This is a genomic window from Sporosarcina limicola (genome assembly GCF_014873855.1).
Taxonomy (GTDB): Bacteria; Bacillota; Bacilli; order Bacillales_A; family Planococcaceae; genus Sporosarcina; species Sporosarcina limicola.
In genome coordinates, this window is sequence record NZ_JADBEL010000003.1 from 192182 (window position 1) to 216887 (window position 24706).

Genomic DNA, 24706 nt, shown 5'->3' on the forward strand with positions numbered 1-24706 from the left:
TTGGATGAGTAAGAACTTTATTATATTTGGAGCAAGCCATGGGCTAGGCGATGCATTTGTAAAAGGCTTACCCACTAAGAGAGATACAGTATGGGTGGTGTCACGCACACGGCCAAGTAGTTTAGATATAAATGATGGCGTAAATCGTAAATGGCTCACAATTGATTTATCTAGTCAACAACAAATTCCTTCTTTAAAAGAAACTTTAAAAGACATTCCTATTGATGTATTAATTTATAATGTCGGAGTATGGGAAAAGCGTGGTTTTGAAGATGACTATACGTTTGATAAGGATGAAGTTGGGGATATTTCGAACTTAATTAATATTAATTTAACTTCCACTATTACTTATATTCAGGCACTTTTACCTAATTTAAGACAGGCGAAAAACGGAAAAATTATATTAATTGGTTCAACAGCAGGTTTAGATCATACGAATAATGCACAAGTTTCCTTTGTCGCATCTAAATTTGGCTTACGTGGTATTACAAATGCTTTACGTGAGCATGTGAGAAAAGATAGGATCTCTGTAACGTGTATTAATCCAGGAGAGCTTGCTGCTGAAGTACCTTATGAGGAAGGTGTAGAAAAGGCAATTATGTTGTATCAAGGTACACGTATTCCTGTACAAGACATTGTAGCCATTGTCCATTGCGTAATTAATTTATCGCCTGTTTCATGTGTAAAGGAAATAAATATTCCTGCCATAACAGACTTAAATGCATGATTGTTGTTACAACAGGTGGTATATACCGAGTCCATGGTATTGCTGAAACCGAGAGGATATCACTATAAAAATAAATCAATTAATTGCAAACAATATTAACAAATTAGATGCAGTACTACCCGTAGATAAATCGTTAGGAATTGCTGGATTCTCTGGATTCTTCACCAAATTTTTGTCAAATAATTGGTGAAGAATCCAAGAAGGGTCTTGTTTCCTTATTACACTATATACTCATTAAGGCGTAGGTTAAATAATGTGCATATAATCCATATATCTAATACCTCGCCAGTGCATATAGTTGGACATAACTCGCACCTATTATATTTTTCCCCCAATATAAATCCCGTATAAAGTAATCTTATATCGTTCAAGAGGGGCGAATAAGTCGATTAATGAACGAGAATATCTTAAAATAGGTAGATATATCACAACGAATAGTTCTATTGATATATCTATTGACGAGGGGTATGATTATTTAAAGTATAGGAGTGTTCAATATGAATTTGCCTTCTTTTCAACAAGCTGTCGGTTTCAGTGTAGGCGATAGCTTATCGTTATTTTTGTTAAGAACTCTTTTCAATGAGACAAATTATTCAAGAGCACTTTATAAGCAATTTAACTCCGAGTTTCCTGGGCGTACAGTTTCCTACGAGTATGTCGCACGTATGGCTAATACATTAGAAAGTAACGGCTTCCTTCTCTCACAAACAGAAGGTCGAAGAAAATTCTTTCAAATTACGGAAAAGGGGAAAGCACGGCTTCAGGAATACAATACGATCTATGCGCAGCGCTTTAGCGAAGTTTCGGCTGTCATCGATCGATTCTATTATTTTCTTACTAAGAATGGATTGCCTCCGCAAGACGACATTGAACCGTTGCATGAAGACTTTCGACCGTTTATATCGAAGCTGTTATCTGTCAAAGATGTCGTTCGATTTATGGCATTAAAACTCAGCTTAAACCGCGACTCCTTCTATATGGCTGAGGTGCAGGGCCAATTGAATAGTTTGTTTGGCTGGTCTCCATCTAATGGTTACTTGTATAATGTCGCACGTGAAATGGAAGAAACCAATTTGTTAGTTGGATTTTGGCCAGACGAAAGAAGAACTGTCCGTAAACTATATAAAACGGATAATAGTGAGAAATTTTATGGGATTGTAGCAGCTTCATTGACTGAACGGATTACCCAGGTTCGTAAATACTTGCATTATATTTTAGAATTGGTTTGAATTTTGCTTCTTATATAAATGCCATTGATGGCCCTACAGTAATCACAGCAGAAGTACTCATCCTAAAAATTTCCACACTGTATAATTATAGTAAGGTGTATCATGAGAAAGGTCTGGATGGACTATATAGGGGTGCAAAGCTAATCCACACGCTAGATTACGCGACAGGGGAGGCTTTTTGTGTACAAGAAGACACTATACGGCCGTAGAGTTTCTGCCCTTTCTCGAAAAAGTGGTGGCTAACTATAAAGGCGAACGTATTGTCATGATTTTGGATAACGCACGGATTCATCATGCAAAACTCATTCAGCCATTTTTGGAGCAACATAAGGCGTTTTTAACGTTAATGTACTTTCCACCCTATAACCCGAATCTCAATATGATTGAGGAGCTTTGGGGTTGGTTAAAATCAGCTGTCATTAATAATGTATTCTTTGATTCTGTTTAAAAAATCCGTAAAGCCATACAAGGTTTTATTTGTCATATTAATAAAATGCCAAAAATCACCATTAATAGGCTTTGTATTTGATTCTAATTATTTTTTACCGAATATATATGCTATTTTATCTCGCTTAATTTGACAAAACAAGGTATTAAAAGACCGCCCAGTATTTGCACACTGGACGGCCTTTTTAATGGTTCTTCAATTTCTCGGAAAATTAAGCCGTTTCATTAACAGAAAAATGACGACGGTAGATCACCGTGTAGATTGCCGCCACACTTAACAATATTCCCGACAGTATAAATGTAATCCGCACATCCCATAGTTCGGCAATTGCACCAAATCCTAAAGAAGAAACTGCGAATAACAGGGCAATCAATGCACTCTGCAGAGCGTAAATCTTAGGAAGTTCTTCAACAGTGGCTGTTTTTTGAAGAAATGTGTTAACAGCGATTCCTTTTAGTTGTTGTAATATTCCGTTTATTGACATAAGTACAAGGGAGAGCCAGGAAATCGTTGTTAAACCAAAAAGAAGTGTAACGATACTGATCCCGAAAGAAAATATAATCAGTACATACTTCAAATTGTTCTCGATTACTGCTGTGAAACGTGAGCAAATGACTCCGCCTATGATCATCCCGATGAAAAACGATGTATTAATATAACCCCACCAGGCTTCAGTCTCACCAAGAATTTCAGTCACAAAGACGTAGAGTATAGAAGCAATCCATACAACGTTTGCAATGGCTTCAAATACGATGCCTATATGAAGACTCCTAAATAGCGGACTTTTCCATATAATCCGCCATCCTTCCGTAAGCTCACCGTTCCGTCGACCTTCGGATTTATGCCTATGAAAAGGGGTGGAATCGACAATTCCAACCATCATCAGTGTGGCAATCAAGTATAACCCTAGCGTAAATAAGATGACGGTTTGACCGCTTAAAAATGCAACGAGCAGACCGCCAAATGCCCACCCACCTAAATTTACAGATTCATAGATAATAGAGAAAAAACTGTTGGCTTGCACCAGTTGTTCTTGTGGAACTAACCTTGGCAACATCGCACGGCTTGCCGGTGCTGCCCAGCCGTCTAGAAATGCGATGAATAATACAAAACTCAAAATGATGAGTACATTCGGCGTTGTGTTCAAAACTAAAGTGAGCGACAGCGCGCCTAAGAGTATTGTTTTACATACCTGCGAATAAACAAGTAACCTCTTTAGCGGATACCGATTCAACAGCAATGGGGAAATCATACCGCTAATGAAACGGCCAAACATATTAACGAAAGGTACCAAAGCTAACATAAATGGTGACTCCGTGAGTGCGTACAAAACTGAAATAAGCCCAACAATATAAAAAACATCACCTAAATTGGCCATCGATTGACCCATCCAAAGAAAACGGAAAGATTGACTTTTCATTCTTACTACCCTTTTATAATCAAAATTTAAATCTGATTTTTACAGGGTAGTTTTTACACTCGCTTTATGCCTCCTAAAATGGGTTACAGCTTTTCATAGTAATCAAAGAAAATCCATTAATAATTTCACAGTAATTCAAAAGAAGGGTAGTAAGAATGAAAATGTTTTTTGGGATTAATTTAATAAATCTAATTATATCATAGTTGGGAACAAAGGTCTGCCGAGTGAAATACCACAAAAGGCCTTTTTAATTATTGCCGTCTTTCAACGGCCGTTGCAATTCAGCAAGTTGCCCTTCCACCGCTTCCAGCCTTTTCATCAAATCAGAATTATTGATGGCATTCCGAACAATCCAATACAATAGAAAAGAACCAATAACAAACGTGAAAATCACCGTCAGAATAAATGTCGTAGCATCAATAGGCATTAAATTTCACCTCTTTCATCAAATAAGCAGATCAAATAGAATGCTATCTTTGTTTACTTCCTGATACGTAAAGCCGCACGTATTCATCCGCTCGATGAGAGCATTGTAATCTTTGCTGTGCCTTAATTCAATACCGACGAGTCCTGGTCCGCTTTCCTTATTGTTTTTCTTCGTGTATTCAAAAGTCGTAATATCATCATCCGGTCCGAGTACTTCATCTAAAAATTGGCGTAATGCGCCAGATCGTTGGGGGAAATTGACGATGAAATAGTAGAGAAGACCTTCATAGATCAACGACTTTTCCTTGATTTCTTGCATTCTACTGATATCATTATTCCCACCGCTAATCACGCAAACGACGGATTTTCCTTTTATTTCATCTTTAAAGAAATCGAGTGCGGCAATCGACAAAGCGCCCGCAGGTTCAGCAATAATTGCATGTTGGTTATACAATTCCAAAATGGTTGTACAGACCTTTCCCTCAGGTACGGGTACAATGTCCTCTAGGTATTTACGGCAGATGTCGTACGTATGCCGGCCTACACATTGTACGGCCGCTCCGTCAACGAACTTATCAATCGTTTCTAATGTTGTGATGCCATCATTGTCAAACGCCGCTTTCATACTAGCAGCACCCGCAGGTTCGACACCAATCATACGTGTATGAGGGGAAACATTTTTAATGTATGTGCTGAGGCCTGACATGAGACCTCCGCCACCGATACTCGCAAAGACAAAATCAATCGGCTCTTCGATATCGTTCATGATTTCGACTGCGACCGTTGCTTGACCGGCAATGATATCGTGATCATCGAATGGGTGAATGAAGATTCTGTCATCCGTAGCCGCAGCTTCCGTCGCACGGGAGAATGATTCATCAAAGGTATCTCCTGTCAAGATAATTTCGACGTGATCTCGGCCAAACATTCTCACTTGGTCCACTTTTTGCTTCGGTGTCGTTTGCGGCATGAATATTTTTCCATCAATACCTAGATGGGCGCATGCATAAGCGACCCCTTGGGCATGATTTCCTGCGCTAGCACAAACGATTCCTTTTTCACGTGCGATTGTTGCCACTTTTTTTATCTTATAATAGGCACCGCGTAATTTGAATGAGCGGACATACTGCAAATCTTCTCTTTTTATATAGACATGACAGCCGTATTTTTCAGATAATCGATCATTTTTTTGTAAAGGTGTATGTGTGACCACATCTTTCAAAAGATGATACGCTTTTAAAATATCTTCGACGTGTAGCGTTTTCACTTCTGTATCCACTTGTTTTGTCGTCATTTCCATTCCCCCCGAATATAGGTTAAGCATTTTACAATGATAACATGAAAATTCAACTATGTGTTAAAATTCACAATCTTTAATTCGATAGTTATGAAAAACTACAAAAATAGCCATTGCATTCTGTCCACTTATTCATTTATAATGAGAACCAATGTTCTACGTAGGAAGAAAGGATGGAATTCAAATGATTCGTGATTGCGGTACAAAAAAATGGACGGCAATGATGTTGCCGGAACATGTTCAGCAATTAAGAGAGTGGCAGGATGAGGATAAAACCCCGAATAGACAACAACCGCATAAGCAACAGTTCGAAGAATGGAATGATATGCTGGCCAGGGCGATGAAATCAAATACGCCACTTACCATCACGCATTGGCAAAGCGGAAACCCTTTCATAAAAACAGGTTTTATCCGTAATATAGATTCATCAATTAGTACATTACGACTTTATACGGGAGAGGGAATTGCATATGTTATTCCTTTAGACAGGGTCGGAAATATTTCGGAATTTGAATAATTCGAACCCCGAAACTTTCATAATGTTCACACCTTTGCTAAACTATTCAAAGGTCCAAGTTAAGGGGAAAATTAGGAGGGAGTCATATGAAAGTTTTATTTCGGCTTGGTTGGTTTTTTAAACAACAGAAAAAACAATATAGTATCGGGATTGCGATGCTCATGATTGTGTCATTGCTACAATTATTGCCGCCTAAAATCATTGGAACGATTGTCGATGACATTACAGCAGGTGAATTGACGTCTACTGGACTTACAAAGTGGCTCGTTATCTTGGGAGTTGCAGGTATCCTCATGTATATCGCCCGTTATTACTGGCGTGTGTTGATTTTCGGTTCAGCTGTCCTGTTGTCTCGGACAATGCGCGAAAAATTATTTAATCATTTTACAAGAATGTCGCCATCCTTTTATCAGAAAAGACGGGTAGGAGACTTAATGGCCCATGCGACGAATGATATCAATGCCGTCCAACAAACAGCAGGAATGGGCGTTTTGACACTTGTCGATTCGATTGCAACAGGCGGTTTTGTCATTGCGGTGATGGCTATCACCATTAACTGGAAATTGACCTTAATCGCATTGATCCCTATTCCGCTCATGATTATCCTAACGAGTTATTATGGCAAATTGCTCCAAAAACGTTTTCGCTTTGCTCAAGAAGCATTTTCTAATTTGAATGATAAAACGCAGGAAAGTATATCTGGCATTAAGGTGATTAAAACATTCGGTCAACAACAGGAAGACATCCATGATTTCACGAATTTATCCAATGATGTTGTCGACAAAAACCTGCGTGTGGCCAAAATAGATGCATTGTTCGATCCGACGATTACGGGTGTTTTTGCAATTTCTTATAGTCTATCTTTCTTCTTCGGAACGAAATTCATCATCGCGGGAGACATGTCTATCGGAGACATGATTGCATTCAGTACATATCTCGGTCTTCTTGTTTGGCCGATGCTGGCATTCGGTTTCTTATTTAATATAGTAGAGCGGGGAAATGCATCGTACAGCCGAATTGAGGAATTGCTATCGGTGGTCCCTGATATTAAGGACGTCCCAGGTGCAATCGATGCAAAACCTGAAGGCGATTTACATTTTGATATCGATGAATTTAAATTCCCTGGGGATGACCGTGCCGCCTTGCATTCTGTTCATTTCACGTTGAAACGTGGAGAAACAATGGGGATTGTCGGGAAAACAGGTTCAGGTAAAACGGCAATCTTGAAATTATTACTGCGTGAATTCGAAGGGTATAAAGGTAGCATCATTTATGGAGGTAAACCTATCAATCAGTATAAGCAGCAACGTTTGAGGGAGTCCATTGGGTATGTACCGCAAGATCATTTCCTTTTCTCAACAACACTTGCAGAGAACATTGCTTTTACCAATCCTAAAATCGCAGTAGAGAAAATTCATGAGGCTGCGGCACTCGCACATATCCATGAAGACATTTCAGGGTTTACCGAAGGGTATGACACAATTGTTGGAGAACGTGGTGTGTCGCTATCAGGAGGGCAGAAGCAACGCGTTTCTATCGCTCGCGCATTAATTATGCAACCCGAACTGTTGATTCTGGATGATTCCTTATCAGCAGTAGACGCCAAAACGGAAGAAGCGATTTTGGAGTCACTCAAACAAACACGGACGGGTGAAACGACCATTATCACTTCGCATCGATTGAGCGCAATCCAACATGCACATAAGATCATTGTCATGTATGAAGGAACCATTGTCGAGGTCGGTACGCATGAAGAGTTAATTGACCTAGCGGGTAAATATAAGGAAATGTATGATTTACAGCAACTAGAAATGCTTGTTGAACAAGGAGGTGAGGGATAATGCAGGTCGATAAACAACCAAAATTGACGGGAAAAGATCAATGGGTGGTCCTAAAACGATTATTATGCTATGCAATCCCTCATAAGAAAAGCATTTCGTTTGCAATGCTTCTACTCATTTTAACGATAGTGGGAAGCATCGCAGGTCCTTTGCTAATCCAATTGTTCATCGATGATTATTTGACGCCACTTCGTTTCCCGAAAAATGAAGTGCTGACGATTGCGCTCATTTTTATTGGGATTCAGGTGTTTATTGTAGTCGTATCTTATTTCCAACTGCTTCGTTTCCAAAGGATTGCGTTAAAGATTATCCAGCAAATGCGCATCGATGTTTTTTCGAAAGTACAGGGGCTTGGGATGCGCTATTTTGATAAAACGCCTGCCGGTAGCATCGTTTCGCGTGTGACAAACGACACAGAAGCGATTAAAGAGATGTTCGTCAGTGTCATTGTTACCTTCTTGCAAGCGATATTTGTCATCCTAGGGGTTTATATCGCATTATTTGCACTCAATGTGAAGATGGCATTCATGTCCTTACTATTATTGCCCCTAATTCTGATAATCGTTGTTATCTACAGAAAATACAGTGCTGACTTTTATCAGGATATCCGAGAACGGTTAAGTCAACTGAATGCTAAAATCGCTGAATCCTTATCCGGTATGGGAATGGTCCAAGCTTTCAGACAGGAAGATCGATTAGAAGCAGAATTTAGCGCGATTAATGAAAAGCATTATAGAGCGGGCATGCGAAATATCAAATTCGATGGAATTCTATTAGGCCCAGCGATTGATCTTTTCTATGCTGGTGCAATTGTTTTCGTACTTGGCTACTTTGGTTTCTTGTCACTCGAAAGTCCGGTTGAAGTTGGTGTGCTCTATGCATTCATAACGTTGATTGGTCGTTTATTCCAACCTATTCAACAAGTGATGCAACGACTCTCCATTTTCCAACAGGCGATTGTTGCTGCATCGCGTGTGTTCAAATTGATGGATGATTCGGATATGGAACCAGAACAGCAGGAGATTGAACATGCAGAGGTTCAAGATGGGGAAATTGAATTCCGCGATGTAACGTTTTCGTATGATGGGAAAACGGATGTGTTGAAAAATATTTCATTCACTGCGAAGGCAGGAGAAACAGTTGCTCTCGTTGGTCATACCGGCAGTGGGAAAAGTTCAATCATCAACTTGCTTATGCGTTTCTATGAGTATGAAAAAGGTGATATATTCATTGACGGGGTTTCTCTGAAAGCTTATCCGAAAGCGGAGCTACGAAAAAAGACGGGGCTTGTCCTACAGGATCCATTCTTATTTTACGGAGACATTGAAAGTAACATCCGCTTGCATGATCAGGGAATGTCATCTGAAGAGGTGAGGGCGGCAGCTGAGTTCGTTCAGGCGAATGAATTCATCGAGAAGCTTCCTGCAAGCTATGCACAAAAAGTGACGGAGCGTGGTTCGACATTTTCAAGTGGTCAACGGCAACTGGTTGCCTTTGCAAGGACAGTCGCAACGAATCCCAAAATTCTGGTTCTCGATGAAGCAACAGCAAACATCGATACAGAAACAGAAGTGGCAATCCAAGCAAGCTTAGAAAAGATGAGAAAAGGACGCACGACGATTGCGATTGCGCATAGATTGAGCACAATTCAAGATGCGGAACTAATTCTCGTTCTTCATAAGGGAGAAATCGTCGAACGTGGATCACACCAAGAGTTGATTGTACAAAAAGGGCTCTATCATAAGATGTATCTACTTCAAAACGGTATTTTGGAAGATGTAATCGAATAAGAAAACAGCTTGCATATGTCCCTAGCTAGGCATGGCAAGCTGTTTTTTATTTGTTAAAAGAAATGTCATAAACTGTTCACAGACATTTTAAGCGTAATCTTACGTTAATTTTGATACGATTGGGGAAGAAAAGTTAAAGGGGAGAGACGAATGGCTACAGATTTAAATATTTTTATCGCGTTTGGCGCAGGCTTCTTAAGTTTTATATCACCCTGTGTATTACCGCTATATCCGGCATTTATATCGTATATTACCGGCATGTCGCTCGATGATTTGAAATCAGACTCGAAGCGGATGAGCAGAAGTGGAATGCTTCATACACTATTCTTTTTGATTGGGTTTTCAATTATTTTTGTAGGTCTCGGGTTCGGAACGTCATTTGTAGGTAAGTTCTTTTTAGAATATCAGGAATTATTAAGGCAATTGGGGGCGATTTTCATCGTCTTATTCGGTCTTATGGTAATCGGCTTATTCACACCAACATTTTTAATGAAAGAACGTAGGCTACAATTTAAGAATAGGCCAGCTGGCTATTTAGGAACTGCGCTCATTGGACTTGCATTTTCAGCTGGCTGGCAACCGTGCATGGGGCCTATTATCGGGGCAATCATTGGACTTGCTGCTGCAAATCCGGGATCCGGGATGCTTTATATGATGATGTATGTGCTGGGTTTCGCAATTCCGTTCTTCGTTCTGTCGTTCTTCATTACACGATTGGGGTGGATTCGAAATAACAGCCAGCTCATCATGAAAATTGGCGGATATATTATGATTGCATTCGGCATTTTGCTATTCTTTGACGGCATGACGTACTTAACAAGCTTACTTAGTCCAATATTTGGAGATTTCGAAGGATTTTGAGTTGAAATGGAGGGAAACCGATGAAATCAATCGGAACTTTTACAGAGTGGAATGCCATCGTTGAGCAAGAGGAAAGGTTCTTGCTGTTCGTAAAAACTGAAAATTGCTCGGTCTGCGATGGATTGTTGCCGCAAGTGGACGTGTTGGATACAGATTATCCATTCCCTTTTTATAAAGTGAATGTTACGGAAATACCGGAGATTGCGGGGCAGCTGTCGTTATTTTCTGCCCCGGTTGTTTTATTATTTAATGAAGGAAAAGAATATGCCCGATTCGCACGGTTTGTACAGATGGCGGAATTGAAGCGACGTCTGGATGAACTTACAGAGTGGGGAATTGAACATGTTTAGGCTGGAGGAATTGATTGAAGCCATTTTCACCAAAGTACCTCCTGTTTATTTAATTGTCGGTTCGACCATCCTCTTCTTGTTTATGGGGACGCTGGCGTTTATCGTTCGGACGAAAGCGGCAAAAAAACCAATTTCACCGAAACGAATCATATTGCCGCCGCTCTTCATGTCTTCGGGTGCCCTCATGTTTTTATTCAAAGAATTCAGGGTACCTCCACTGCAGGTGCTTGAAGCGGCCACTGTTGGAATGATTTTTTCGGTCATCTTAATAAAGACGACAAATTTCGAACGAAAAGATGGCGACATTTATGTGAAGCGGTCAAAAGCATTTTTGTTCATTCTTCTGGGTTTACTTGTCTTACGTCTTGTTGCGAAGCTTATCTTAAGTAACTCAATCGATGTGGGGGAGCTCGGTGGGATGTTCTGGATTCTCGCATTTGGCATGATTGTCCCATGGCGGATTGGCATGCTTATCAAATATAAAAAAATCAAAAAAGAAGAAGGAATCCACGAGTAATGTGGATTCCTTCTTTTTTAATTGTCCAGTTTCAGACGCCTTATGCTTTTCTTAATCAAAATAGATGTTCATAAGGAGTCATATCAATCTCCATCGACTTCAGTTTCTTGCGTAAGAATTTGTGGTCACGTTTCGGCGTCGCCTCTATATATCCACGGATAATAAGACCAGAATCGATTTTCTTCGCCTTCTCCTTAAGTGCAATCTGACCAATCTTCCCAGCAATTCAATCGATGTGGGGGAGCTCGGTGGGATGTTCTGGATTCTCGCATTTGGCATGATTGTCCCATGGCGGATTGGCATGCTTATCAAATATAAAAAAATCAAAAAAGAAGAAGGAATCCACGAGTAATGTGGATTCCTTCTTTTTTAATTGTCCAGTTTCAGACGCCTTATGCTTTTCTTAATCAAAATAGATGTTCATAAGGAGTCATATCAATCTCCATCGACTTCAGTTTCTTGCGTAAGAATTTGTGGTCACGTTTCGGCGTCGCCTCTATATATCCACGGATAATAAGACCAGAATCGATTTTCTTCGCCTTCTCCTTAAGTGCAATCTGACCAATCTTCCCAGCAATTTTCTGCTTCGCAACAGGGCGAAACAACTCTGGAACCGGACTAACGAGCTCATTTAGGAGTAGTTTCGCTTCGTCGTTCCAGAGATGAAGCGAACTTTCTACATAATGCTCCTCCCAGTCGAGTGTCGATTTACCGTCCGCCTTCGGAAATACTTTTAAGAATTTGCGGAACATAAAAAAGCCGCCGATTCCGAATAAAACCACGAGTATGACACACCAGAACACGATGAACCACATAAACAGATCATTTTGCAAACGTCATCACCTCTTCCATTCTACTCACCATTATAAGAGCATTTATAAAAAAATACACGGACAATGTATCCTTTTCTTCACTTTCATTCTATATAGGCAGTGAAAGGAGGTGATACACATGGCGACAATCGAATTTAAAGATGCAATCGGTCGGGTTTATTTTGATGGTGGTTTGACTCAGGATGGAAAAATCATCCGTAAGTCAAAATCGTATCGCGGCATCTCGAAAAACGCAGGAGCAGATAACTTATACAACGCATTAAAAGAACTAGCGCAGTTATCAGCTCAGACTTTTATCGGCACAGAGAAAGTAGAAACATCGAGCATTATCAATTAATCAAAAAAAGGAGGAATAGGAAATGACGAAAACACTACAATTGAATTTCAGTACAGCAGCCGGCAAGAAAATAATGTTGACGGTGGATAATCCACGGGCTGGCTTGACGGCGCTAGAGGTGAATACTGCAATGCAGGGAATCATCAGTGCTGCCGTGTTCGAAGTAAATGGATTACCGTTAAATGAAGCACATGGCGCCCGTATCGTTGAGCGCAATATTGCTGAACTTGTAAACGGATAACAATACGTAACGGCCGGCCTTCCAGCTTTCGGACTGGAGGCCGTTTTTTCATCTACCCAATGGGAAGGGGGAGACGGTATGGAACAATGGTTAAATCTCGTACAAGAAATTGGCTTTCCGATTTTTGTATCTTTTTATCTATTGCACCGCCTTGAAGCGAAACTCGTTGCGATTCACGACGTCCTTGTGTCGTTAAAATTGAAATGAACTTCACAAAGATGTCGTTGTATTGACATGAAACCATTCACTACATCGCTTGTTTAGGTTCATCACTTCCGATATGATGAACCTATCAACTGATGGTGGAGGAGAATTATGCAAAAAAAATATTTACTATCTTATGTCTTACTTGTTATACTTGTTTTGAGTGCGTGTTCAGGTGGTGGATTCAAAGCGGATCATAAGTATGAAATTGAGCCGTTCGAATTTACAAATCAGCATGATGAACAAGTTTCATTGAATGATTTAAAAGGAACCGTCTGGCTGGCACAATTTGTTTTCACGAATTGTACAACAGTTTGTCCGCCGATGATGACCAACATGACAGATTTACAGCAGAAGCTCATTGATGCAGGTGTTGAAGATTACAAAATTGTATCATTTAGTGTCGATCCGGCTGTAGACACACCAGAAGTGTTACAAGGGTACCTCGACCTATTCAACATCCCAGACCAAAGCAAATGGGAAATGTTGACGGGCTATACACAAAAAGAAATAGCGGATATTTCTTTGAAGTCATTTAAATTACCTGTTATTGACGACCCGAATACCGACCAAGTAGTACATGGAGTTAGGTTCGGCCTCATCAATCAAGAAGGGCAAGTTGTCAAAACTTACAATGGTAAGGATGACGTACCTTTCGATCAAATTGTTAAAGATATGAAAGCGCTTATTAAAGTAGGTTCATAATTAAATTGTGCAAGACCAGAACGAACAGGGGGGCACCATGAAGAAACGACAAAGCAATAGAATTTCTATAAAGATGAAAGTTATACTCATCATCCTTCTCATCCCCGTCGCAGTCACCTTATTCACCTTGACTGCTATTATTTGGACAGGGCTGAAAAACCCAGAACTTATCCGGAAATCAGCAAACGCTTTGTTAGATATGCAGGAAAAACAAAGCGGTACAACGATTCCAGAAGACTATATTCCAATTTATAAAGAGGCTGCGGAAGCATATGGGATTCCCTGGACGTTGCTTGCCGCACATCATCGAATCGAGACTAGGTTTTCGACGATGGATTCACTTCTTTCACCCGCAGGAGCAGAAGGACATATGCAGTTCATGCCTTGTACATTTGTCGGCTGGAGCTACCCCGGATGCGGTGGGCTAGGTAAAGGCAAGATACCTAAGCATGACAAAACGAATCCTGAAGTAATTAAAAAATACGGCGGGTATGGTGTCGATGCAAATGGTGATGGCATTGCCGACCCATTTGACCTCGAAGACGCCATGCATAGTGCTGCAAAATACCTTGCGAAAAGTGGTGCAGCAGACGGGGATATTGAAAAAGCTATTTTCAAATACAATCATAGTGAAAAGTATGTTCAAGATGTCCTTGGTTTTTTCGATGAATTCGAAGCTTACAGGATTGAAACGGAAACTGCACACTAAAAAGATGGACCTCCAGTTCGAATGGGGTCCATCTTTTTACTGCCTAGAAATTATGCAGCTCGGTGCATTGATTTCAAAATGATGCTCACAATGAATACGAGAATGACTGCCCCAATAAAGGCAGGAACAATGTAGAAGTCAGAAATTTGCGGACCCCATTTACCAAGAAGCATTCCACCAATCCAAGCACCGATAATACCAGCAATAATATTGCCAATAACTCCGCCTGGGATATCTTTTCCTAAGATTAACCCAGCTAGCCAGCCGATAATCCCACCGATAATTAAAAACCAAATGAATCCCATACTTTTTCATCTCCTTTTTAGTATTTCATAATTTCCTCTGTAGTATTTGTAATAACCTTTAATTCAATACTTTAAACATCAACAAAATAAAAATTACCAAAAAGTATGGAATCAGCAACGTGTAAACGCTCCAAAGTTATTTTAAACTGGAGAATCAGTCGAGCAAACTATTTCAACGTACTGAATAATGACTATTTTTTGCTAGTTTGCGGATAACAGAATATACTTAATAAAGCAGGTATATCTTCTTTTTAATAAGGTGGTGCTTTTATTTGAACAATGCGGAAGTAGCATACGCACATATTACTCGTCCATTCGCCTGTATCGATCTCGATGCACTCGATCAGAATATCGCATTTGTTAATGGAGCGTCAGGTGGGAAAGGAATTCGGGTTGCAACGAAATCGGTGCGCTCGACAGTCCTTCTGCAATACATAGCGGAACGATTGAACAATCACGCAGGTTGGATGACATTCGATCTCAAGGAAACGCTTCACCTTCTCCAAGAAGGATTTGATGATTTATTGCTCGGCTATCCGCAAGTCGAAGAAGAACCAATGGATCGGATTATCCCATATATCCGTGAAGGCCGTTGTGTGATCTTCATGATTGACCGGATTGAACAATGGGAATGGTTAGACGCCATTGGTAAAAGAAATGACGTCGTGTTTGAAATTTGTATCGATTTGAACGTCTCCACCGATTTTAAAATGATTTATTTCGGAACAAAACGCTCTTCATTACGAACAATTGACTGTGTAAATGAATTGCTGGAATTTGGCAATTCATTTACACATACGGTTATCACTGGGGCTATGGGTTATGAAGCACAAATTGCGGGTGTGCCAGATTCGCCTGTAGCAAATTGGCAATCACCACTCATCAAACAATTGAAGAGGTTATCACGTAAAAGTGTTCGGGACTTCCGAAAAAGTGCCGTCGAGCGAATCCACGAAAAATCGCCGACACTTCGCTTCGTAAACGGGGGAGGTTCAGGCAGCATCGATTTTACGTCCAATGAAAAAGAAGTGACAGAACTAACAATCGGCTCCGCCTTCTATTTTCCAGCGCTATTTTCAAGATACCGTAATTTACCGCTTGAACCGGCAACGGCATTCGCACTACGCATCACAAGAAAACCAGAACAAGGTGTTGTCGTCTGCCACGGCGGCGGATACATTGCATCTGGTGCGACGGGTGTAGATAAAAATCCGGAACCTGACTGGCCAAAAAACCTGTCACTCTTGAAAAACGAAGGAGCGGGCGAGGTCCAAACTCCGCTTTTAGATAAAAAAGGGGCTCTTAAAATAGGAGATACAGTCTATTTTCGTCATGCAAAAGCGGGAGAACTTTGTGAACGTTTTTCAGAGCTTCACGCCAGGCGTGGGTCTGTATATGAAGGGACATATAAAACATACAGGGGAGAAGGGGGATGTTTTTTATGAGCATTCCGATAAAGGGGATGAAATGGAGTAACTGGGCGCAAAACGTAATTGCACAGCCGGATTATTTCCATTACCCGGAAAGCGTCAGCGATATACAGGATACCATCGACAGTTGCCGGATACGAGGCGCATCTCTCCGTGTGACAGGTGCCGCACATTCATTCAGTCCGGTTGCAAGTCCGGACCATGACGCCATGTCGTTAGATAATTTGCGTGGGCTTATTTCGTATAATTCTGAAGCGATGGAAGCACGGATTTGGGCAGGCACATATCTACATGAGGCGGCGAGAATCCTTGCATCGATTGACATGGCTTTTGAAAATATGGGCGACATTCAAGAACAAACAATTGCAGGAGCAGTCAGTACAGGGACACATGGAACGGGAATTACATTTGGCTCGCTGTCAGACCAAGTTATCGCTTGGACATGGATTGATGGTAAGGGGCAAGTAAGACACCACCGACGAGCAAATGATGATTTATCAAAAGCGCTTAGTTTATCCTTAGGAATGCTCGGAGTCCTTGTCGATGTAACACTTCGAACGGTACCGCTCTACAGCCTACGAGTGAAAAGTACCCGTAGTGGATTTGACGAAGCACTCACCGCCTGGACATCAGGTATTCACACTAATCGACATATGGAATGGTTTTACTTCCCTGGAACAAATACAGTTCAAGTAAAAGAGACTAACACCATCCCCTTGGCTAAACAACGATTTCAATCGAAGACGAAGAATTTTGTGAAAAACGGCATTATCGAAACAGTCGGGTTCAAAGCGCTTTCTGAACTTTGTAGGGTAAAACCTAAACTTTCCCGAAAGCTGACCAACTTTTCCGCAAAAAATGTACCTAATGGTTCAAAAGAAGGCTTGTATTATGAAGTTTTCTCATCGCCTCGATTAGTCAAATTTACAGAAACCGAATACGCTATCCCATTGCATGCGTTTGAAACATGTATCATGGAAATTCATGAATTCCTACGTGCACATCCATTTTATGTTCATTTTCCGATTGAATGTCGGGTTACTGCTGGCGAAGACGCTTTCCTCAGTCCAACGCAAGGGGTGGAAACGGCATTTCTTGCATTCCATATGTATAAAGGAATGGATGACGGACCTTATTTTAAATGGGTTCATAAGCTGATGGAGAAATATAACGGGCGGCCGCATTTCGGAAAATTGAACGATTTGACAAATGAAAAATTGACTACTAGTTATCCTAACGTGGACCGTTTTTTAAAAATCAGAGAAAAATATGATCCGAACGGTATCTTCATGAGCCAGTATATGAAACAACTTTTCCTTCCTTGAGCGGTGAAATGAAACACGATTCGATGGTCATTACATTAACTTATGAAAGACTATAAATTTAATGTATTTTACTTATGTACGTAGGTATTATATGATGGACTAGAGAAAAGACGTTCATTTACAACCTTTTCAGCAGCTAAAAGGAGGAATTTTACAATGGCAAAAAGCAATTTACACAACAGCCGTAAGTCGTTCGAATTGAATGGTAAAACGTATAACTATTACCATCTAAAAGCAATCGAAGAGGCCGGCATTGCAAATATCTCTAAATTACCTTATTCGATTAAAGTGCTACTTGAATCCGTATTAAGACAACATGATGGATATGTTATTAAAGACGATCATGTTAAAAATCTTGCGAAATGGGGTAAAGATGCAGACGAGGGGGCGGAAGTACCGTTCAAACCGTCACGCGTTATCCTTCAAGACTTCACAGGTGTACCTGTTGTCGTCGATTTAGCATCCCTTCGTTCAGCAATGGCTAAAATGGGCGGAGATCCTAATAAAATCAACCCAGAAATCCCGGTGGACCTTGTTATTGACCACTCTGTACAAGTTGACCGTTACGGAACAGCAGATGCACTTCAACTGAATATGCAACTCGAATTCGAACGCAACGCAGAACGTTATCAATTCCTAAGCTGGGCTCAAAAAGCCTATGACAACTACCGCGCAGTACCACCTGCTACAGGTATTGTTCACCAAGTGAACCTTGAGTATCTTGCAAATGTTGTCCACGCTGTAGAAAACGAAGATGGTACATTCGAAACCTACCCAGATACACTCGTTGGAACAGACTCCCATACAACGATGATTAACGGGATTGGTGTTCTTGGATGGGGCGTCGGTGGTATTGAAGCAGAGGCAGGAATGCTCGGACAACCTTCATACTTCCCAATTCCAGAAGTAATCGGTGTAAAACTTGTCGGTGAACTTCCGAACGGAACGACGGCAACTGACCTTGCACTTAAAGTAACACAAACACTCCGTGCACACGGTGTTGTTGGTAAATTCGTCGAGTTCTTCGGACCAGGTGTAGCGAAACTACCACTTGCAGACCGTGCGACAATTGCTAACATGGCACCTGAATATGGCGCAACTTGTGGTTTCTTCCCAGTAGATGAAGAAGCGCTTAACTATATGCGGTTGACAGGCCGTGAAGAAGAGAATATCCAAGTAGTTAAGCAATACTTGATCGAAAACGATATGTTCTTCACAGTAGATAACGAAGAGCCAACATACACGGATGTAGTTGAAATTGACTTATCTAACATTGCAGCAAACCTTGCTGGACCGAAACGTCCACAAGACATGATTCCACTTACAGAAATGCAAAGCGCATTCAATGATGCGGTTGTTGCTCCTGAAGGGAACCAAGGATTTGGATTCTCACCAAAAGAGCTGGAAAAAACAGCTACAATTGAATTCGAAGACGGACGCTCAATTGACATTAAAACTGGTGACCTTGCAATTGCCGCAATCACTTCATGTACAAACACATCTAACCCATACGTAATGCTAGGTGCTGGACTTGTTGCGAAAAAAGCAGTTGAAAAAGGATTGACACCACCTCCATACGTGAAAACATCACTTGCACCAGGTTCAAAAGTCGTTACAGGCTATTTGAAAGATTCTGGGCTAGATGTTTACCTGGATCAAATCGGATTCAACACAGTTGGTTATGGTTGTACGACATGTATCGGTAACTCTGGACCGCTTCTTCCTGAAATCGAAAAAGCGATCATGGGTAACGATATGCTTATGTCATCTGTTCTTTCTGGTAACCGTAACTTCGAAGGACGTATCCACCCACTTGTGAAAGCAAACTACTTGGCTTCACCGCCACTTGTTGTTGCTTATGCACTTGCTGGTACTGTCGATATCGACTTCGAAAAAGACCCAATCGGGAAAGATAAAGACGGTTTAGATGTTTTCTTCAAAGACATTTGGCCAACAACGGAAGAAGTACAGGCAGTTGTTAAATCGACAGTTACACCTGAACTATTCCGTAAAGAGTACGCACGCGTATTTACGGAGAACAAAGAATGGAATGCAATCGAAACGACTGATGATTCATTGTATGATTTCGATGAAAACTCAACATATATCCAAAACCCACCGTTCTTCGAAGGCCTTGCAAAAGAACCTGCTGATATTCAAGCATTATCAGGACTGCGTGTTGTCGGCAAGTTCGGCGATTCGATTACAACGGACCATATTTCACCAGCTGGCGCAATTGGTAAAGATACACCAGCAGGTAAATACTTGATTGAAAATGGCGTAAGTCCTCGTTTCTTCAACTCATACGGTTCACGCCGTGGGAACCATGAAGTGATGATGCGCGGTACATTCGCAAACATCCGTATCCGTAACCAAATCGCAAAAGGTACAGAAGGTGGATTCACAACGTACTGGCCAACAAAAGAAATCATGCCAATCTATGATGCAGCAATGAAGTATCAAGCAGACGGTACAGGACTTGCAATCATCACAGGTAAAGACTACGGAATGGGCTCATCACGTGACTGGGCTGCGAAAGGTACATCCCTTCTCGGCATCAAGACAGTCATCGCAGAAAGCTACGAGCGTATCCACCGTTCAAACCTTGTTATGATGGGTGTTCTTCCACTTCAATTCATGAAGGGCGATAGTGCTGAAACTCTCGGTCTTACTGGTGAAGAAGCAATCAGCGTCAACATCGCTGAAGGTGTAAAACCACGCGATATCCTGAAAGTAACAGCAACTTGCAAAGACGGTTCTGTTAAAGAATTCGACGTTCTCGCACGTTTCGATTCTGATGTCGAAGTCGACTACTACCGTCACGGCGGAATCCTACAAATGGTTCTTCGCGATAAAATGAAAAATAATTAATTACTAACAAAAAGGTGTCCGAGTTAATCGGGCACCTTTTTTGTTTATTATTATTATAGAGAAGTTTTAGCTCAGTAGCCTTTCTATCGTCTATGGTCATACACCTAAACCAACTACTAATCATAATAATAAAGGAGAAGGTAAATGTAGTGGACGACTTTTTTTCTGGAAAGTGGGTTAGCATATGAAAACAATACTATTTATTGAAACAACAAAATCCGGATCAAGTAGAGAGGCGATAAAAACTGCTGCCCGATTAGGTTACTGTACAGTATTGTTAACTGAAAGAAACAGCTTTATGGAGCAGTATGAAGAGTTTCCAGATGTTACCCGAGTGATCCATGTAAGAGAAATAACAGAGGACCTTATACGAACGGAGATAAGACGACTTCAACAGCAAGGAAACAGTATAAAAGCGATTATCAGCTTTGTGGATCCCTTTGTATCAATGGCGGCAAAGCTTTCGAATGAATACTGTGATTCCATCATCTCAGTTGATGCTTTAAAGAAAATGGAAGACAAAACGGCGACGAGAAAGGCATTGAAGAACAATGTTACGACACCGGCATTTGAAATTTATCAGCCAACAGATGAATTGGATACGATTCTTAATAAAGGTTATACCTTCCCACAAATCGTAAAATCAGCCGTTTCAAAAGCGTCCAAGGATGTCTATTTAGTCGGAAATAAAGTTGAAATGAAAAAGGCTTTGAAGAAAATTATCAAGCAATATCCAGTTCAAAAAGTAGTAATCGAGGACTATTTAGACGGACCGCAATATGTAGTTGAAGTCCTTGTGCATAATGGAACTATTAATATCGTTGCTATTTTCAAACAAGATATCACCAAAAAAACGAAATTTATTGTAACCGGTTATGAACTACAGTTAAATCTCGAGAAAGGCTTATATGAAACGCTATATAAAGCGGTGGAATCCATCCTAATAGATTTAGGTGTAACAAATGCTACTTGCCATCTTGAAATTAGATATGTAAACGGCAGTTGGAAGTTGGTCGAAGTTAATCCAAGAATATCTGGCGGCGCAATGAATCGAATGATAGAAGAAGCATTTGGAATTAATTTAGTGGAAGAAACGATTAAGCTTTATCTCGGCTATGAACCTTGCTTGATAAGAAAATACGAGAAACAAATTTATGCCCACTATATTACAATTAATTCTTATGGAAACCTTTTAAAGGTTACAGGTGAAAATTTGGCATCCCATCAACCCGGCGTAAAAGAAGTTTATATAAAGCCAAGTATTGGAACAATCATGATACCTCCACTGTCAATGGGACATCGTTATGGGTATGTGATTGCGTCCGGGAATACCTCGGATGAAGCAAACGAAAACGCAGTGAATGCTGCAAAGAACATTAAATTTTATTTGGATCCAATATAGTAGAGAGATAAATTCGAACGGATTTTTTATAAAGGGGGAGGGGACGTTTGGGGTGGGGAAGAGAAGTAACATTTGTCTTGCGATGAAAACTTTACAAAAGGAACAAAATATAATAGCAGGCATCGATATGGAATTTCAATTCATTTGTATGTTAAAAAGGGTGGATACCATTCCTTTTATGCTTTCTACTAGTGAAAAAAACAAACCATTTAAGGCTTTCTATAAAGGCATAGCCACTCCGTATTTCCGATTAGAGAAACTGAATGAGGAAATATGTTGTGCGGTATTATCTTTACTCGAGGCAATTGATATAGAAGGTTATCCGGCTGACTCCTATGATGATTTCTACGCCCTGCGGAAAACAAAAAGCTGTATTATTGTTAATTTAAATTGTTTCTGTGTGATTAATCCGCTTTCTCCAGAACTAGTAAATCGACCGCTCCCCATTATTGAACCGAATTGTTAGTTTTTAACAAATACTTTGCCCTAGGTAATACTGGGGTGTTTTTTATTATTGTTTTAAATATGAACGTTTATCCTTATCAAAAGCATTGTTCATTGAATGTACTAGATAAGAATCGAAGAAAAGACAAAAGGAGATTAGTCAATGACATTAATAGGAATGTTGCATCATCGAAAAGACCCCAAGACTGTTATAAAGTCTTATGCTTATGCTGTGGTAGCTAAAGCTGAAGGCGCCCGTTTTTTTCACTTTACTCCTGGAGAAGTGAATTTTGTTAACCGTTCGATTAGGGGACAAGTTTATGAAAATGGCAAATGGATGGAGCGAGTTATGCCCTTTCCAGATATCATCTATAATGCCGGGAGTCCGGAAAAACTAGCAAAGTCAAAAGAAATTATTCAAAAGCTGAAAAAGGAAATTCCCTTCACCACTCATTCGATCGGTAATAAGTGGAATGTTAATGAAAGATTAAAAGAAGCAAAAGAATTCTCGAATTATCTAATTCCCACAGAAATTGTGAGAAACACTGAAAATTTCATTAAGTTTTTAACTGCATTTGAAAATGTTGTCTTTAAACCGATTGACGGAAGAAAGGGTCAAGGAATTTATTTCATTTCAAAAAAGGAAGACGGTTTTCAAGTTAGAAAGGACTCAAATAAGGTTCAATACTCAAGTCAACAACTAAATGAATTGATAAAATCTCAGCTTTCTACAGGAACTTTTATTGTTCAACCTACTATTCAATCCGTTACTAAATCCGGGCAAGTGTTCGATTTTAGACTTCATGTTCAAAAAAACGGCGAAGGGGAATGGGTAATCACCACAATCTATCCACGTGTGGCGCCAAAGGGATCGCTTATTGCCAACATTAATAATGGTGGTTTTACCAATTATTTAGAACCGTTTTTACAACAAGAATTTAAAGAAGATGCATTTAATATTAGGAAGACGCTAGAGTATTTTTCCTTATCACTAGCCAACCATTTGGATGAACTTCAAATGGTTCAATTTGGGGAAGTGATTGATGAAATTGGAGTAGATATAGGATTCGATAAGAATCATAAATTATGGATCTATGAGGTAAATTGGCGTCCAGGTTGCCCACCTGCTTTTTATTTGGAGCTAGATGTAGTGATTAATTCCATTAAATACGCTATTTATTTGGCGGAAAATCAAAAAATAATACAGGAAAAAATAACGAAATTAAAGAAAAATCGTATTGAAGAAAAAGAAAGAATGCCTATAATCGCTATAACAGGTAGTGCGGGTAAAACTACTTCAAAGGCATTCCTTGCATCTATTCTTTCGAAAAAGTGGAATATATTTGAATCGAAGGATTATTGGAACACCACAGAACATACGAAAAAACATGCTTCGGAAATTCAGCCATCCCATGAGGCAGTTGTGTTAGAGTATGGAATGGCTTACCCTGGTGTCATCGCGGATCACTGTAGCATTATCAAGCCAACGATTAGTATCGTGACAAATATAGGGTTGGCACATGTAGGGAACTTTGATGGAGATATAAAAAAAGTAGCTCAAGCCAAATCAGAACTAATCCATGGTATGGATCAAGAAGGAGTTCTGGTTGTAAATAAGGATGATCAAAATTCATCGTATTTAGAGACTCAAAAATTCAAAGGGAAGATCGTCACTATTGGCGTGAAATCGTCCGCTGACTACAAAGCTTTCGATGTTAACTATGCAGAAAACGGAATGAGTTTTAAGATAAAACTTAAAGGGCAAGAAATTTCACTCTTTATACCAATCTTAGGGGAACATCATGTATATAATGCCTTAAATGCAATTGCGGTTGCAGATTATTTAGGATTTAGCCCATTGGATATTAAATTGGGGCTACTCTTTAAGAAACCGCCAAGAAGAATGACGATTTATAATTGTCGAAACAATATTACATTAATCGATGATACTGTTCACTCCCATCCCCAAGGGGTAAGGGCTGCAATCGATGTTCTTAAGGCTATTGGAAAACAGCGTAAAATAGCGATTATCGGGCAAATGAGAGAGTTAGGTGATTTAAGAGAGGAGGAGTACCGAAAAGTTGGGAACTATATTCACGAGCAAGAAATCGATGTGTTAATCACATATGGTTTTCGAACAGAAGAGATTGGAGAGCAAGCGAAGGCGAAGGGGTTCCCGGTGAAAAATAGTTATCATTTCACAAACCGAGATAAATTACATGAGTTGTTATCAAATATGATTAACAAAGAGGATACGATTTTGGTCAAAGGAGCTAGTAAAACCAATATGTTCGATACAGTGAAGTTCATAGATCAGACATTTAGTTAACCTCCCCCAAAAACCGGATAATGACACTCAAAAATCGAGTGTCATTATCCGGTTTTTAAAAGTTCCTGAATATGATGAAAAAACAAGGGATTCCAGCATACTATAGGTGTCCTCTATTTCCAACGCACTATTATTTGTTTGGTGTAAC

25 protein-coding genes and 2 pseudogenes are annotated in these 24706 nt (G+C 40.1%); 21 read left to right on the forward strand and 6 right to left on the reverse strand.

Features of this window, described 5'->3' with window-relative positions; genetic code table 11:
• Positions 1-4: 4 nt before the first annotated feature.
• The 3 genes from H4683_RS04630 to H4683_RS04640 all read left to right on the forward strand — a co-directional run bounded on the left by H4683_RS04630 (position 5) and on the right by H4683_RS04640 (position 2404).
• On the forward strand, positions 5-727 hold the full coding sequence (locus H4683_RS04630) for an SDR family NAD(P)-dependent oxidoreductase (RefSeq protein ID WP_192597660.1): 723 nt from the start codon (positions 5-7) through the stop codon (positions 725-727).
• 497 nt (positions 728-1224) lie between these two features.
• On the forward strand, positions 1225-1956 hold the full coding sequence (locus H4683_RS04635) for a helix-turn-helix domain-containing protein (protein WP_192597661.1): 732 nt from the start codon (positions 1225-1227) through the stop codon (positions 1954-1956).
• Positions 1957-2134: 178 nt separating this feature from the next.
• A complete protein-coding gene (locus tag H4683_RS04640; protein WP_192597662.1) occupies positions 2135-2404 on the forward strand; it encodes a transposase in 270 nt (89 codons plus the stop codon).
• Between the two features lie 211 nt (positions 2405-2615).
• Here H4683_RS04640 and H4683_RS04645 read toward each other — a convergent pair whose 3' ends face one another.
• The 3 genes from H4683_RS04645 to ilvA form a co-directional block, all read right to left on the reverse strand.
• Positions 2616-3824: an MFS transporter gene (locus tag H4683_RS04645; RefSeq protein ID WP_192597663.1), complete on the reverse strand. Its 1209-nt coding sequence runs from the start codon at positions 3822-3824 to the stop codon at positions 2616-2618.
• Positions 3825-4071: 247 nt separating this feature from the next.
• A complete protein-coding gene (locus H4683_RS04650; RefSeq protein WP_192597664.1) occupies positions 4072-4251 on the reverse strand; it encodes a hypothetical protein in 180 nt (59 codons plus the stop codon).
• Between the two features lie 18 nt (positions 4252-4269).
• Positions 4270-5544 (reverse strand): threonine ammonia-lyase IlvA, encoded by a 1275-nt coding sequence (gene ilvA / locus H4683_RS04655; protein ID WP_192597665.1) that lies wholly within the window; start codon positions 5542-5544, stop codon positions 4270-4272.
• A 187-nt stretch (positions 5545-5731) separates the two neighbouring features.
• Here ilvA and H4683_RS04660 point away from each other — a divergent pair, with 187 nt between their 5' ends.
• The 6 genes from H4683_RS04660 (at position 5732) to H4683_RS04685 (ending at position 11423) form a co-directional block, all read left to right on the forward strand.
• Entirely contained in the window at positions 5732-6064 is a 333-nt protein-coding gene (locus H4683_RS04660; RefSeq protein ID WP_192597666.1) for a YolD-like family protein, read from the forward strand.
• Positions 6065-6150: 86 nt separating this feature from the next.
• Positions 6151-7905 (forward strand): ABC transporter ATP-binding protein, encoded by a 1755-nt coding sequence (locus H4683_RS04665; protein ID WP_192597667.1) that lies wholly within the window; start codon positions 6151-6153, stop codon positions 7903-7905.
• Positions 7905-9695 (forward strand): ABC transporter ATP-binding protein, encoded by a 1791-nt coding sequence (locus tag H4683_RS04670; RefSeq protein WP_192597668.1) that lies wholly within the window; start codon positions 7905-7907, stop codon positions 9693-9695. The genes H4683_RS04665 and H4683_RS04670 overlap by 1 nt, the downstream gene beginning before the upstream one ends.
• A 150-nt stretch (positions 9696-9845) precedes the next feature.
• A complete protein-coding gene (locus tag H4683_RS04675; protein ID WP_192597669.1) occupies positions 9846-10556 on the forward strand; it encodes a cytochrome c biogenesis CcdA family protein in 711 nt (236 codons plus the stop codon).
• A gap of 20 nt (positions 10557-10576) precedes the next feature.
• On the forward strand, positions 10577-10906 hold the full coding sequence (locus tag H4683_RS04680; protein WP_192597670.1) for a thioredoxin family protein: 330 nt from the start codon (positions 10577-10579) through the stop codon (positions 10904-10906).
• Positions 10899-11423, forward strand: a complete 525-nt coding sequence (locus tag H4683_RS04685) for a CcdC family protein (RefSeq protein WP_192597671.1) — start codon at positions 10899-10901, stop codon at positions 11421-11423. The genes H4683_RS04680 and H4683_RS04685 overlap by 8 nt, the downstream gene beginning before the upstream one ends.
• 55 nt (positions 11424-11478) lie before the next feature.
• Here H4683_RS04685 and H4683_RS04690 read toward each other — a convergent pair.
• A pseudogene (locus H4683_RS04690) lies at positions 11479-11649 on the reverse strand (DUF2621 family protein); the annotation flags it as partial.
• On the opposite strand from H4683_RS04690, the pseudogene H4683_RS04695 reads away from it, so the two are divergent.
• A pseudogene (locus H4683_RS04695) lies at positions 11644-11775 on the forward strand (CcdC protein domain-containing protein); the annotation flags it as partial. The pseudogenes H4683_RS04690 and H4683_RS04695 overlap by 6 nt on opposite strands.
• A gap of 55 nt (positions 11776-11830) precedes the next feature.
• On the opposite strand, the gene H4683_RS04700 reads toward H4683_RS04695, so the two are convergent.
• Positions 11831-12238 (reverse strand): DUF2621 family protein, encoded by a 408-nt coding sequence (locus H4683_RS04700; RefSeq protein ID WP_192597726.1) that lies wholly within the window; start codon positions 12236-12238, stop codon positions 11831-11833.
• A 136-nt stretch (positions 12239-12374) separates the two neighbouring features.
• Here H4683_RS04700 and H4683_RS04705 point away from each other — a divergent pair, with 136 nt between their 5' ends.
• The 5 genes from H4683_RS04705 to H4683_RS04725 all read left to right on the forward strand — a co-directional run bounded on the left by H4683_RS04705 (position 12375) and on the right by H4683_RS04725 (position 14452).
• On the forward strand, positions 12375-12593 hold the full coding sequence (locus tag H4683_RS04705) for a DUF1659 domain-containing protein (RefSeq protein ID WP_192597672.1): 219 nt from the start codon (positions 12375-12377) through the stop codon (positions 12591-12593).
• A gap of 22 nt (positions 12594-12615) precedes the next feature.
• The gene (locus H4683_RS04710) at positions 12616-12834 is read left to right on the forward strand and encodes a DUF2922 domain-containing protein (protein ID WP_192597673.1); all 219 of its coding nucleotides are present in this window, start codon (positions 12616-12618) and stop codon (positions 12832-12834) included.
• Between the two features lie 78 nt (positions 12835-12912).
• Positions 12913-13041: a YvrJ family protein gene (locus H4683_RS04715; protein WP_192597674.1), complete on the forward strand. Its 129-nt coding sequence runs from the start codon at positions 12913-12915 to the stop codon at positions 13039-13041.
• Between the two features lie 108 nt (positions 13042-13149).
• Positions 13150-13743: an SCO family protein gene (locus H4683_RS04720; RefSeq protein WP_192597675.1), complete on the forward strand. Its 594-nt coding sequence runs from the start codon at positions 13150-13152 to the stop codon at positions 13741-13743.
• A 37-nt stretch (positions 13744-13780) separates the two neighbouring features.
• Positions 13781-14452: a lytic transglycosylase domain-containing protein gene (locus H4683_RS04725; RefSeq protein ID WP_192597676.1), complete on the forward strand. Its 672-nt coding sequence runs from the start codon at positions 13781-13783 to the stop codon at positions 14450-14452.
• Between the two features lie 50 nt (positions 14453-14502).
• Here the strand turns inward: H4683_RS04725 and H4683_RS04730 are convergent, their stop codons facing one another.
• On the reverse strand, positions 14503-14757 hold the full coding sequence (locus H4683_RS04730) for a GlsB/YeaQ/YmgE family stress response membrane protein (protein ID WP_192597677.1): 255 nt from the start codon (positions 14755-14757) through the stop codon (positions 14503-14505).
• 272 nt (positions 14758-15029) lie between these two features.
• On the opposite strand from H4683_RS04730, the gene H4683_RS04735 reads away from it, so the two are divergent.
• From H4683_RS04735 to H4683_RS04760, 6 genes are all read left to right on the forward strand, one after another.
• Entirely contained in the window at positions 15030-16202 is a 1173-nt protein-coding gene (locus tag H4683_RS04735) for an alanine racemase (protein ID WP_192597678.1), read from the forward strand.
• Positions 16199-17512, forward strand: coding sequence for a D-arabinono-1,4-lactone oxidase (locus H4683_RS04740; protein WP_225941874.1), 1314 nt, complete (start codon positions 16199-16201; stop codon positions 17510-17512). The genes H4683_RS04735 and H4683_RS04740 overlap by 4 nt, the downstream gene beginning before the upstream one ends.
• A gap of 156 nt (positions 17513-17668) precedes the next feature.
• Entirely contained in the window at positions 17669-20383 is a 2715-nt protein-coding gene (gene acnA / locus H4683_RS04745; RefSeq protein WP_192597680.1) for an aconitate hydratase AcnA, read from the forward strand.
• Between the two features lie 184 nt (positions 20384-20567).
• The gene (locus H4683_RS04750; protein ID WP_192597681.1) at positions 20568-21785 is read left to right on the forward strand and encodes an ATP-grasp domain-containing protein; all 1218 of its coding nucleotides are present in this window, start codon (positions 20568-20570) and stop codon (positions 21783-21785) included.
• Between the two features lie 52 nt (positions 21786-21837).
• On the forward strand, positions 21838-22251 hold the full coding sequence (locus H4683_RS04755) for a CotY/CotZ family spore coat protein (protein WP_192597682.1): 414 nt from the start codon (positions 21838-21840) through the stop codon (positions 22249-22251).
• A gap of 141 nt (positions 22252-22392) precedes the next feature.
• On the forward strand, positions 22393-24558 hold the full coding sequence (locus H4683_RS04760; protein ID WP_192597683.1) for a YheC/YheD family protein: 2166 nt from the start codon (positions 22393-22395) through the stop codon (positions 24556-24558).
• The last annotated feature ends 148 nt before the right edge of the window (positions 24559-24706 follow it).